General features: G+C 62.3%; 11 protein-coding genes. 8 read left to right on the top strand and 3 right to left on the bottom strand.

Translation table 11 applies throughout. The annotated features are described in order from the left end of the window. Positions 1–105: 105 nt before the first annotated feature. Complete coding sequence (locus tag K7431_RS25685; RefSeq protein WP_012721715.1) at positions 106–3,015, bottom strand: aminotransferase; 2,910 nt, start codon at positions 3,013–3,015, stop codon at positions 106–108. Between the two features lie 151 nt (positions 3,016–3,166). On the opposite strand from K7431_RS25685, the gene rfbB reads away from it, so the two are divergent. Genes rfbB through K7431_RS25650 form a run of 7 tightly spaced genes read left to right on the top strand, consistent with a single transcriptional unit; the run spans position 3,167 to position 10,229 of the window. Further along, positions 3,167–4,249 carry a dTDP-glucose 4,6-dehydratase gene (gene rfbB, locus K7431_RS25680; protein WP_012721714.1) on the top strand — a complete coding sequence of 361 codons (1,083 nt, stop codon included), beginning with the start codon at positions 3,167–3,169 and terminating at the stop codon, positions 4,247–4,249. Beyond that, positions 4,246–5,121, top strand: a complete 876-nt coding sequence (rfbA, locus tag K7431_RS25675; protein WP_012721713.1) for a glucose-1-phosphate thymidylyltransferase RfbA — start codon at positions 4,246–4,248, stop codon at positions 5,119–5,121. The genes rfbB and rfbA overlap by 4 nt, the downstream gene beginning before the upstream one ends. Beyond that, positions 5,118–5,663, top strand: a complete 546-nt coding sequence (gene rfbC, locus K7431_RS25670) for a dTDP-4-dehydrorhamnose 3,5-epimerase (RefSeq protein WP_012721712.1) — start codon at positions 5,118–5,120, stop codon at positions 5,661–5,663. Before rfbA ends, rfbC begins: the two co-directional genes overlap by 4 nt. Next, the gene (rfbD, locus tag K7431_RS25665; RefSeq protein ID WP_012721711.1) at positions 5,660–6,529 is read left to right on the top strand and encodes a dTDP-4-dehydrorhamnose reductase; all 870 of its coding nucleotides are present in this window, start codon (positions 5,660–5,662) and stop codon (positions 6,527–6,529) included. Before rfbC ends, rfbD begins: the two co-directional genes overlap by 4 nt. A gap of 36 nt (positions 6,530–6,565) precedes the next feature. After that, positions 6,566–8,374 carry a sensor histidine kinase gene (locus K7431_RS25660; protein ID WP_012721710.1) on the top strand — a complete coding sequence of 603 codons (1,809 nt, stop codon included), beginning with the start codon at positions 6,566–6,568 and terminating at the stop codon, positions 8,372–8,374. Further along, positions 8,371–9,747 carry a sigma-54-dependent transcriptional regulator gene (locus K7431_RS25655; protein ID WP_012721709.1) on the top strand — a complete coding sequence of 459 codons (1,377 nt, stop codon included), beginning with the start codon at positions 8,371–8,373 and terminating at the stop codon, positions 9,745–9,747. The genes K7431_RS25660 and K7431_RS25655 overlap by 4 nt, the downstream gene beginning before the upstream one ends. A gap of 26 nt (positions 9,748–9,773) precedes the next feature. Further along, positions 9,774–10,229, top strand: coding sequence for a YiiD C-terminal domain-containing protein (locus tag K7431_RS25650; RefSeq protein WP_012721708.1), 456 nt, complete (start codon positions 9,774–9,776; stop codon positions 10,227–10,229). Between the two features lie 66 nt (positions 10,230–10,295). On the opposite strand, the gene cysQ is transcribed toward K7431_RS25650, so the two are convergent. Then, complete coding sequence (gene cysQ / locus K7431_RS25645; protein ID WP_012721707.1) at positions 10,296–11,132, bottom strand: 3'(2'),5'-bisphosphate nucleotidase CysQ; 837 nt, start codon at positions 11,130–11,132, stop codon at positions 10,296–10,298. After that, positions 11,129–11,695 carry an ADP compounds hydrolase NudE gene (gene nudE / locus K7431_RS25640; RefSeq protein WP_012721706.1) on the bottom strand — a complete coding sequence of 189 codons (567 nt, stop codon included), beginning with the start codon at positions 11,693–11,695 and terminating at the stop codon, positions 11,129–11,131. The genes cysQ and nudE overlap by 4 nt, the downstream gene beginning before the upstream one ends. A gap of 87 nt (positions 11,696–11,782) precedes the next feature. On the opposite strand from nudE, the gene yrfG reads away from it, so the two are divergent. Next, positions 11,783–12,445, top strand: coding sequence for a GMP/IMP nucleotidase (gene yrfG / locus K7431_RS25635; RefSeq protein WP_012721705.1), 663 nt, complete (start codon positions 11,783–11,785; stop codon positions 12,443–12,445). Positions 12,446–12,486: the final 41 nt, after the last annotated feature.

Below are 12,486 nucleotides of genomic sequence, written 5' to 3'. Positions count from 1 at the left end.
AATGGGGTGAAGGCCGACTTTATAGCGGATAAAAATCGGCTTTAGAAGCTAAAAAAGATGATAGACGATGAATATGACAGTAATTAACCGATAACAATCGATTATTTACAGCTGCTCATCCAGCACCTTCGACAGCATGTCGACGAAGAAGTCCACACTGCGTAGGGACGTGACCATCGGCGGCTTGATCTTGAGGATGTTTAAATAATCACCGGTGGGCTGCATGAAAATCCCCAACTCCCGCAGGCGGTCACACAACAACGTTGTTTCTTCGGTGGCGGGCTCCAGCGTTTGCCGGTCGCGCACCAACTCGAGGCCCAGATAGAAGCCAGAGCCGTGGACGGCGCCCACCAGAGGATGGCGATCGATCAGTTCTTCCAGCCGCGCCTTGAAATGCCCACCGACCACCTGGGCGTTTTCCCACAGCTTTTCTTCTTGCATCACATCCAACACGGCCATGCCGATCCGGCAACTCACCGGGCTGCCTCCCGACGACGAGAAGAAATACCCCTCGGCCTCGAGCGCCTCAGCAATTTCACGCCGGGTAATCACCGCGCCGAGGGGCTGGCCGTTGCCCATGCCCTTGGCCATGGTGATGATATCGGGCACCACACCCTGCTCTTCAAAGCCCCAGAAAAAATGCCCCATGCGGCCGTAACCCACCTGCACCTCATCGGCGATGCACACGCCACCCTGGGCGCGTACCCGCGCATACACCTGCTGCAGATAGCCCGGTGGCAACGAAATACCACCGGCATTGCCGTACACCGGCTCACAGATAAAGCCCGCCAATGGGCGCTTGCTCGCGGCGATTTTCGCCAGGTTGTGCTCCACGCTTCTGACGTAATCGGGCGCGCTGTCCTGCCCACGGAACTCACCGCGATAGGTGTTGGGCGCCGTCACCGGGTGCACCCAATCCGGGCGGCTGCTCAAGGCCTTGGGGTTGTCGGCAATCGACGTGGACACTGCATCCGCCGCCACCGACCAGCCGTGGTAAGCCTCCAGCACGCTGAGCATGTCGCGCCCGCCGCTGTAGGCCCAGGCCAGGCGGATCGCCAGGTCATTGGCTTCGGTACCACTGTTGACCAGGAACACCCGGTCCATGCCTTCCGGTGCCAGCGCCAGCAAACGTTCGGAAAACTCGGCAATCGCCGCGTAGTGAAAGCGCGAGTTGGTGTTGAGCAATGACCATTGCCGCGCCGCCACCGCCGCCATGCGCGGGTGACCGTGGCCCAGCACGGCCACGTTGTTGAGCATGTCCAGGTAGGAACGGCCCTGCATATCGATCAAGTGATTGCGCCAGCCGCGCTCGATGCGCGGCGGGTCGACGTAATAGTGCTTTTGCGAACGGGCGAAACTGGCGTCGCGGCGGGCCAGCAGGGCCTCGGGGTCCAACTCGGGTTCGGCGTCGCAGGCCAATCCCAGCACCGCTGCGGGTGAAGGGCACAGCGTTTGCCAGGCCTGCGCGCGGGAAGGCGTGCAAAACAGCGGTGCGGGCCCGTCAGTGCGACAGAGTTGCACGGTCAGCGGGCCTTCAACCGCACCGATCACCTGGCCCTTGAGCACCGCCCCACCCGGCTGAACCAGCGCTTTTACGCCCCACAGTCGTACGTTTACCGCGTTGCTGTGCACCTGGAGTTCGCCATTGACACCCGATCGCACAATGCCGGCGAACGGCGCTTCAACGGCAGTCCCCTGAGGCACCTGTAATTCGACGTGCAACGGGAAGGTCTCGGGCTCGTGGGCGCTGTCCGGCTGGGTACGCGACAAACGGTATTGCCCATAGCGACTCGCGGCCAGGCCGTGCACCACCGCCGCATCCTGCAACAAACGCTGATCGATACCGGGTTGCTCCCAATTCCCGGCGTCGAAATGCGGGCTGAGTACACCCAGGTCGATCAGCGCGAACTCGCGCCCGACCAGCCCCGGCAGCAAAGGCGCGAAGCCTTGCCCGTCGATCGGTGCCGGTGCCTGCCCGACGCTGCTTAGAATCGCCGCCTCCATCAGCTCAAACGGCACTGACGTCGCCACATGGAAAATTTCCCACTCATGCTCGGCGTTTTTCAACAGGTAAGTGTTATCCGGGTCCAGGCGCTGCTGTTGCTCGCTGCTCAAGACCAGCACCGCCGCACGGGCGACGATCAGCGGCCACAGCGCCTGCAATTCTGCCGGCTCTAACGGTGTCACCGCGTGACAGGCCTGGATCGCCGGCAAGATCGCAAAGGGATCGCCCTCAGCGTGATGCAACAGGGCGGCGCAGGTGACCGATAGGTCGGCAATGCGCCAGGTGTGCACCAGGTCGCCGAAATCGATCACGCCCCGGACCTGCCAATGCCGCTGCGCATCACGCTGCCACACGACGTTGTCGTCGGTGATGTCCATGTGCACCGCTTGCCACGGCAGGCGGTCGGCCACGGCGTGCAGGCGCGTCGCTACCTGCTCGGCCGCTTGCTCCAGTGCGGCGCGCTGGGGCAGGTTTTCAAGCGTTGCCAGCAGGTGGGCAATCAATGCCTGGGCGTGACGCGGGTCCCACTGCAAGGTGCGATCCAGGCCAGGGTGCTTGAAATCGGCCAGCGCCAGGTTCATGCGTCCGCACAGCTCACCAAAGCCTGCGATCACGTCACGGCCCAGATGGGGCTGATGGGTCAGCGGCTGGCCGTCGATGTACCCCAACAGCCGCAGATGCAGGGTCTGGCCGTCCACCACGACGGAGAGCAACTCTTCACCGGTGAGCGCCTGGATGACCTCGGGCACCTGCACGTGTGCATCGGCCTTCAGACTGTTCAGCGCCGCGTGCTGCGCCTGCAGCTCAACGGCCGCGTAGTCACCCCGGCAGATCTTCAGAACAAAGCGGCCACGGTCGCTGTCGACTCTATAATTGAGGTCTTGCTGGCTACCCAGTGACTGCAAGGTGCCGGTGAGGCCGTAATGCTGCTCGAGCAACTGTGCGGCCCGGTCGGAGCTGACGTGTGGGCAAGGCAGGCTGGCGCGATGAATCAACGTGGCGAGCAACATTGTGACGACCTCTGTTTTTTCAGGCGTCTATATCGCCACCTTAAAGGGGGTTAAGGCAACCCCCAATGCACACCGCGCTTGCGCAGCCCTGCGTCACAACTCAAGCTATGCTTCATTCGCTTAATGTCCGTCTAAGGAAAAGGCCCCCGACATGCGCATTCTCATCACCGGCGGCGCTGGTTTTATCGGCTCTGCCCTGATCCGCCATTTGATTGAAAACACCGAGCACCAAGTGCTCAACCTGGACAAACTCACCTACGCCGGCAACCTGGAGTCGCTGACCAGCATCGCGTCCGACAGCCGCTATGAGTTCGTCCAGGCCGATATCGTCGACCAGGCCACCGTCAGCGCCGTACTGGCGCGCTTCGAGCCGCAGGCGATCATGCACCTGGCAGCCGAGTCCCATGTCGACCGCTCCATCGACGGCCCGTCGGATTTTATCCAGACCAACATCGTCGGCACCTACAGCTTGCTCGAAGCCACCCGCGCCTATTGGCAGAAGCTCGATGAGCCGGCCAAGCGTGCGTTCCGCTTCCATCACATTTCCACCGACGAGGTGTACGGCGACTTGCATGGTGTGGACGATCTGTTCACAGAAACCACACCCTATGCGCCCAGCTCACCGTACTCGGCCAGCAAGGCGGCGTCCGACCACCTGGTCCGCGCCTGGCAGCGCACCTACGGCCTGCCGGTTTTGCTGACCAACTGTTCGAACAACTACGGGCCGTTCCACTTCCCCGAGAAGCTGATCCCGCTGGTGATCCTCAACGCCCTCGCGGGCAAGCCACTGCCGGTCTACGGTGATGGCTTGCAGGTGCGTGACTGGCTGTTCGTCGAAGACCACGCCCGCGCACTGCTCACAGTAGTCACCGAAGGCGTGGTCGGCGAGACCTACAACATTGGCGGGCACAACGAGCAGAAGAATATCGACGTGGTGCGCGGCATCTGCGCCCTGCTCGAAGAGCTCGCGCCACAGCGCCCGGCCGGGGTCGCGCAATTTGCCGACCTGATCACCTTCGTCAAGGACCGCCCAGGCCACGATCAGCGCTATGCGATCGATGCCAGCAAGATTGAACGCGAACTGGGCTGGGTTCCTGAAGAAACCTTCGAATCCGGTTTGCGCAAGACCGTGCAGTGGTACCTCGATAACCTGGAATGGTGCCGCAGGGTCCAGGACGGCAGTTATCAGGGCGAACGTTTGGGCAACACCGACTTTAAGGATCTGATTGCATGATGAAGGGAATCGTATTGGCCGGCGGTTCCGGCACGCGTTTGCACCCCATTACCCTGGGCGTCTCCAAGCAATTGCTGCCGGTGTACGACAAGCCGATGATCTACTACCCGATCTCGGTGCTGATGCTGGCGGGGATCAAAGACATCCTAGTGATTTCCACACCGGTGGACCTGCCGCAATACCGCAACCTGCTGGGGGATGGCAGCCAGTTTGGCGTGCGTTTCAGTTATGCCGAACAGCCGTCGCCCGATGGCTTGGCCCAGGCGTTCCTGATTGGCGAGGAGTTTATCGGCGAAGACCCGGTGTGCCTGATCCTGGGCGACAACATCTTCCACGGCCAGCACTTCGGCGATCAATTGCGCACCGCGGCCGAACGCGCTAGCGGGGCCACGGTATTCGGCTACTGGGTCAAGGACCCGGAGCGTTTTGGCGTGATCGACTTCGACAAGGAAGGCCGTGCCCTGTCCATCGAAGAAAAACCGGCCAAGCCCAAGTCGCCCTATGCGGTCACCGGCCTGTATTTCTACGACAACGACGTGATCAAGATCGCCAAGGACGTTAAGCCTTCGCCCCGTGGGGAGCTTGAGATCACCGACGTCAACAACGCCTACCTCAAGCGTGGCGACCTGCACGTAGAGCGCTTCGGCCGCGGCTTTGCCTGGCTGGACACCGGTACCCATGACAGCCTGCTCGAAGCCTCCACCTATGTGCAGACCATCGAGCATCGCCAGGGCTTGAAAGTCGCCTGCCTGGAAGAAATCGCCTACGAAAATGGCTGGATCGACCGTGACTATCTGCTGGAGCGTGCCAAGTACTTTGGCAAGACCGGCTATGGTCAATATCTTTTCACGCTCGCAGGGGAAACTGCATGAATGTGACCGCCACTGAGTTGCCCGGTGTACTGATCATCGAGCCGAAGGTTTTTGGCGATGAACGCGGTTTTTTCTATGAGAGCTACAACGCCCGGAATTTCGCACAAGCCACTGGTCAGCACGTGGATTTTGTCCAGGACAACCACTCGCGTTCGCAAAAAGGCGTCTTGCGCGGTTTGCACTACCAGATCGAACACGCTCAGGGAAAACTGGTGCGTGTCACAGCGGGTGAAGTCCTGGACGTAGCGGTGGACATCCGCCGCAGCTCACCGCATTTTGGCAAATGGGCCAGCGTGCGCTTGTCTGCCGAAAACAGCCGTCAACTGTGGATTCCGCCGGGGTTTGCCCATGGTTTTGTCGTGCTCAGTGACTCTGCTGAATTCCTCTACAAAACCACCGATTACTACACGCCCTCTGCGGAACGCTGCATTCGCTGGGACGATGCTGATCTGGATATCGATTGGCAGTTTGCCGGTACCCCGACGCTGTCCGGCAAGGATCAAAACGGCAAGAGCCTGAAAGAGGCAGACCTTTTCCCATGAAGGTCTTGATCACCGGCCAACACGGCCAAGTCTCCCGAGAACTGCAACTGCAGCTCCAAGGCCTGGGCGAGCTCATCGTCCTGGGCCGCGACCAGCTTGACCTGGCCAACGCCGACCAGATCCGCCAGCAAATCCGGGCCCATCGCCCCGACCTGATCATCAACGCCGCAGCCCACACTGCCGTCGATCAAGCCGAAAGCGAGCCGGACGCGGCCTTCGCGATCAACGCAATTGCTCCTGGTGTTCTCGCAGAAGAAGCCAAGGCACTGGGCATCCCGTTGATCCACTACTCCACCGACTACGTGTTCGACGGCAGCAAGCCGGACCCCTATACCGAAGCCGACACGCCGAACCCGCTGGGTGTCTACGGCCAGAGCAAACTGGCGGGCGAGGAGGCGATTGCGGCCGTGGGCGGCGACTACCTGATCCTGCGCACCAGTTGGGTCTATTCCAGCCATGGCAAGAATTTCCTGCTGACCATGCAGCGCCTGCTGCAGGAGAAACCGCAGATGCGCATCGTCGCCGACCAGATCGGCGCGCCGACGTGGGCTGGCAGCATCGCGCGCAGCACGCGTGCGCTGATCGAGCGCTGGCAAGCGGGCGAACCGGGAGAATGGGGTATCTACCACCTGACCAACCAAGGTGAGACCTCGTGGTTCGGTTTTGCCGAGGCCATCGGCGCGCATCTGCGCACGCAGGGCAAAGCGTGCGCCGAACTGGAAGCGATCCCTTCCAGTGCCTACCCGACGCCAGCCAAGCGCCCCTTGAACTCGCGCCTTGACTGCAGCCGCCTGCAGCAGCAATGGCACGTCAGCCAGCCGAGCTGGCAAGACGCATTGCGCGAGTGTCTTGCACAGCCGCACTAGGCATAATGCGCCTGTCCCCACAGGCGCATGACTCCCATGACCCCATCCCTCCCGCGTAGACCCCGCTGGCGCAGCCTCGCCCTGCTGGCGTTGTGCTTGGCACCGCTGCTGTGGCCACTGGAGCACCTGGCTGAGCGTTATTACCGCAGCGAGCTGGCGGGGCAGAATCGTCAGACCCTCGATCTGTACGTGGCCAACCTGCTCGGCACCCTGCACCGCTATGAAGTGTTGCCGCAGATCCTCGGCGACCTGCCGGCCCTGCGCACAGCGCTGGATGCGCCCCAAGTCAGCACCAACCTGGTCAACGCCAACCTGCTGCTCAAGGACGTCGCCGCCCAGGCCGGAGTGGAAGTGATGTACCTGATGGACACCCGCGGCAAGACCCTCGCCGCGTCCAATTGGGATAAACAGGACAGCTTTGTCGGGCGCAACTTCTCGTTCCGCCCCTACTTCAGCGAAGCCATGGACGGACGCCTGGGGCGCTTTTTCGGCCTGGGCACCACCTCGGCCAAACGCGGTTACTTCTTTGCCGCCGCCGTGCGTGATGGCGAGAAAATCATCGGTGTGCTGGTGGTCAAGGTGGACCTGGACCACACCGAAAGCCTGTGGGGCAACACCCCGGAACAGCTCTTGGTGACCGACCATAACGGCGTGGTCATCCTGACGTCGCGCCCGCAATGGCGATTCCGCGCCACCCGGCCGCTGACCGCCGCAGAGCGCCAGGCCATCATCGCCATCCAGCCCTACCCGACCCGCGATCCGCAGCCGCTGAGCCTGAGCAGCACCGCTTGGCTGCGTCAATCCACGGCCATCGCCGAGACGGGCTGGAACGTGGAGATCCTCGCGCCGCGCTCGCTGATCAACCGGCCGGTGCGTACAGTCGTTGCGGTGGGCGGCGCCACGCTCTTGGTCTTGATGTTGCTGCTGGGGTTGATGATGCAACGCCGCCGCCATTACCTGGAACGCATTGCCTTTGAAGCCAAGGCCCGTCGCGAGCTGGAAGCGCGCGTGGTCGAGCGGACCAGCGACCTGGAAGGCCTCAACCGTCGCCTGAAACAGGAAGTGCTGGAACGCGAACACGCCCAGCAGGAATTGGTGCGCGCCCAGGATGACCTGGTGCAGGCGGGCAAACTGTCGGCATTGGGCACCATGTCGGCGAGCATCAGCCATGAACTCAACCAACCCCTGGCGGCGATTCGCAGCTACGCGGAAAACGCCGAGATCCTGCTCGACCATGAGCGCACCACTGATGCGCGCGGCAATCTCAAGCTGATCAGCGAACTGACCGGGCGCATGGCCTCGATCATCGCCCACCTGCGCGCCTTTGCCCGCCGCGACCGCCATGCGCCAGAGAGCGTGGCCCTGCAACCGGCGCTGGACGATGCGCTGGCGTTGCTGGCCAAGCGGCGGCGGTCGATGGAGGTGGAGCTGATCCGCGACTTGCCGGAAGCGACCCTGTGGGTGCAAGCCGGCGAAACCCGCCTGCGACAGGTGCTCGGCAACCTGCTGGCCAATGCCCTCGACGCCCTCACCGAAAAAGGCCCGCCGCGCAAACTGTGGCTGAGTGCCGAAACCACCGAACAGGGCGTCAACCTGTACATTCGCGACAACGGCCCGGGCTTTTGCATGGAGGCCCTGGGCCGCGCCAGCGAGCCGTTCTATACCACCAAGACACGCACCCAGGGCCTGGGCTTGGGCCTGGCGATCTGTGACACCCTGATGCGTGCCTTTGGCGGCGAACTGCTGTTCGCCAACCACAAGGAAGGCGGCGCGCTGTTAACCTTGAAATTGCGTGCCGGCTCGCCGGGCGTCAGTCTGCAACCGTCCGAGGACCGCAGTGTATGAGTATCGATAACCAGATTCAGGTGGTGTTGATCGACGACGATCCACACCTGCGTCAGGCCTTGTGCCAGACCCTGGACCTGGCCGGGCTGAAAGTCCTGACCCTGGGCGAAGCCACCGGCCTCACCGCGCGCTTGTCGCGGGACTGGCCAGGCGTGGTGGTCAGCGACATCCGCATGCCCGGCATGGACGGTCTGGAGTTGCTGGCAGAACTGCACGGCCAGGACCCGGACCTGCCGGTGCTGCTGATCACCGGCCACGGCGACGTGCCGCTGGCGGTGCAGGCCATGCGCGCCGGCGCCTATGATTTCCTGGAAAAGCCGTTCGCCAGCGACGCCCTGCTCGACAGCGTGCGTCGCGCCCTCGCCCTGCGCCGCCTGGTGCTGGACAACCGCAGCCTGCGCCTGGCCCTCAGCGACCGCCAGCAACTGAGCACGCGCCTGGTGGGGCACTCCCCGCAAATGCTGCGCCTGCGCGAACAGATCGGCGCGTTGGCCGCGACCAAGGCCGATGTGCTGATTCTCGGCGAAACCGGCGCCGGCAAAGAGGTGGTCGCCCGCGCACTGCACGACCTGTCCAGTCGTCGTAGCGGCCCCTTTGTGGCGATCAACGCCGGGGCGTTGGCCGAATCGGTCGTCGAAAGCGAGCTGTTCGGCCATGAGCCCGGCGCCTTTACCGGCGCGCAGAAGCGCCGTATCGGCAAGTTCGAATTCGCCAACGGCGGCACCTTGTTCCTCGATGAAATTGAAAGCATGAGCCTGGATGTACAGGTCAAACTCTTGCGCCTGTTGCAGGAGCGCGTGGTGGAGCGCCTGGGCGGCAATCAGTTGATCCCGCTGGATATCCGCATCATCGCCGCGACCAAGGAAGACCTGCGCCAGTCCGCCGACCAGGGCCGCTTCCGTGCCGACTTGTATTACCGCCTCAACGTCGCGCCGCTGCGCATTCCGCCACTGCGTGAGCGCGGTGAAGATGCACTGATGTTGTTCCAGCACTTCGCCGATGAAGCCAGCAGCCGCCACGGCCTGCCACTGCATGAGCTGCAACCGGGGCAGCGCGCGCTGCTGTTGCGCCATAGCTGGCCGGGCAACGTACGTGAATTGCAGAACGCCGCCGAACGCTTCGCGCTGGGCCTGGAACTGGCGCTGGACAGCTCGCCGGACAACCCAGCGGCTGGCGTCCTGACCTCCACACCCGGCGGCCTGAGCGAGCAAGTCGAGCAGTTCGAAAAGAGCCTGATCGCTGCCGAACTGACTCGCCCCCACGGTTCCATGCGCAGCCTCGCCGAAGCCCTGGGCGTACCGCGCAAGACACTGCACGACAAACTGCGCAAGCACGGCCTGAATTTCGCCAACCAAAGTGGCGACGACGAATGACCACTCCCACCCGCCATGAGGCCGCCATGAGCCGCGACAGCCGTTACCTGGAATCCATCCTTCACCATGACATCCCCCTTACCCGGGAAATGGGCCTCAAGGTGCTCGACTGGCACGACCAACGGTTGGAACTGCATCTGCCCTTGCACGCCAACATCAACCACAAGAGCACCATGTTCGGCGGCAGCCTGTATTGCGGCGCGGTGCTGGCGGGCTGGGGCTGGCTGCACTTGCAGTTGCGCGAAGAAGGCATTGAAGACGGGCATATCGTGATTCAGGAGGGGCAGATCAGTTATCCGCTGCCGGTTACGCGGGATGCGACGGTGGTGTGCCAGGCGCCGGAGGAGAAGGTGTGGAAACGTTTCGTGGCGACGTACAAGCGCTATGGCCGCGCGCGATTGACGTTGGAGACGTGGATTGTGAATGAGGGCAGTGAGGAACGAGCGGTGACGTTTACTGGCCAGTACGTCCTGCACCGCTAACCGCCCCAACACAAAACACCTGTGGGAGGGGGCTTGCTCTCTCCCACATTTTGATCGGCTGTGGCCTTACGACCTGGCCAGGGTGAGCAACCGCTCACGCCATGCTGCCTTCGCCGGCAACGCCAGGAAGAACGGGTTCAACAACGATGCCCGCGCCGGATAACTGAACGGTTCACCGCTCAACTCCAACACCTCACCGCCCGCGCCTTCCAGCACGCCTTGGGCGGCTGCGGTGTCCCACTGCGACGTCGGCGCCAGGCGCGGGTAGCAATCCGCGCTGCCCTCGGCCAACAAGCAAAACTTCAACGAACTGCCTATATTCGCCAGCTTCAGTGCGCCCAGGCCTTCGCTCAAACCGTCCAACAAGCGTTCCTGCTCGGGGCTGGTGTGCCGACGACTGGCCACCACCGTAAACGACTCGCCCGCCGCCGGCGCCTCGCGAACTTGAATCTGCTTGGGCGCTTCATTCACATCCGAGCGCCAGGCGCCCAGGCCCGCGCCACCGAAGTAGCAACGGCCACTGGTGGGCATCGACACCACGCCAAATATCACCCGGCCTTGTTCGATCAAGGCGATGTTGACGGTGAACTCTTCACTGCCAGCGATGAACTCCTTCGTGCCATCCAACGGGTCCACCAACCACCAGCGCTGCCAGCCGGCACGCACGCTTTGGTCGATATCGGCATCCTCCTCGGACAGCACGGGGATGCTTGGGTCCAGCGCGGTGAGGCCGGCGAGAATCAGATGGTGAGCGGCCAAGTCCGCTGCCGTCACGGGCGAATCGTCAGCCTTGGAGGTGACGGCCACGTCGGCGCGCCAGTACGGCAATATCACTTCACCGGCCTGGCGGGCCAGTTCGATCACAGGGGCAATAAACGGGTGACCTAAAAACAGTTCGCTCATGCGCTAAACGCTCCTCGCTGGGTCAGCAGGTCTCGTACCAGGTACAGCGCGGCCAGGGCGCGGCCCTCACTGAATTGCTCGTTTTGCGCAAGCTGCGACAGCTCACGCAGGTTGACCCGCTCCACACGCATGGGCTCAGGCTCATCGCCTTCCAGGCGCTCTTCATACAGATCGGTGGCCAGCACCACTTGGATTTTCTGGCTCATATAACCAGGCGACAACGACAGCTCGGTGATGTGCTCCAACTGTCGCGCGCCGTAGCCCGCTTCTTCTTTCAACTCGCGGTCCGCCGCCGCCAGCACATCCTCGCCGGGCTCGATCAAGCCCTTTGGCAGGGACAATTCATATTCATCCGTGCCGCCGCAATACTCTTCCACCAGCAACGCATGATCTTCGTCGATCATCGCCACAATCATCACCGCCCCGTAGCCGGCACCGCGGCCCACCAGGCGCTCGTAGGTCCGTTCAACGCCATTGGAAAAGCGCAATTGCACTTCCTCCACGCGGAACAAACGACTACTGGCGACTATTTCGCGGGCGAGGACGGTGGGTTTCTGGCGCATAAGCGGCTCCTTGGCGTGATCGGGTTACTATACCGTGGCTTTTCCGATTGTCTGTGTCGGATATCTTTACTTACATGAGAACGTCCCATGCCCTCTTTGCCTTGGCACGCCATCGACACTGTCCTGCTGGACATGGACGGCACGCTGCTCGACCTGCATTTCGACAACCACTTCTGGATGGAGCACCTGCCGCAGCGTTACGCCGAGTTGCATGGGGTGAGCCGCGCCATGGCCGAGATGGAGTTGCAGCCACTGTTCGAGCGTAACGCGGGACAGTTGCAATGGTATTGCCTGGATTTCTGGAGTGCCGAGCTGAATATCCCGGTACGTGAACTCAAGCTGGAAACCGCCCACCTGATCGCGCTGCGCCCAGACGCCGATACCTTTCTGGCGGCGATCAAACAGGCCGGCAAGCGTGTGATCCTGATCACCAACGCTCATCGTGATTCGCTGTCATTGAAGTTGGAACGCATTGAACTGGCGCCGTATTTCGAGCGATTGATCAGTTCCCACGACTACGGTTTCGCCAAGGAAAACCCGCAGTTCTGGGATGCCCTGCAAGCCGACATTAACTTCGACCCGGCCCGCAGCTTGTTTATCGACGACACCCTGCCGATCCTGCGCAGTGCCCAGGCGTTTGGTGTGGAGCATTTGCTCGCGGTGAAGGAGCCGGACAGCCAAAAAGGGCCCAAGGACACGGCAGAATTTGCCGCCGTCGGCGACTACCGTGATCTCATTGTCGGACTTTGAACCAATGTGGGAGGGGCAAGCCCCCTCCCACCTTTCGTATT

Origin of the sequence: Pseudomonas fluorescens group sp., from assembly GCF_020093335.1 — a bacterium.
Classification (GTDB): Bacteria; Pseudomonadota; Gammaproteobacteria; order Pseudomonadales; family Pseudomonadaceae; genus Aquipseudomonas; species Aquipseudomonas petroselini.
Note: the sequence above shows the minus strand (reverse complement) of the source record. Positions and strands in the feature narration are given on the sequence as shown.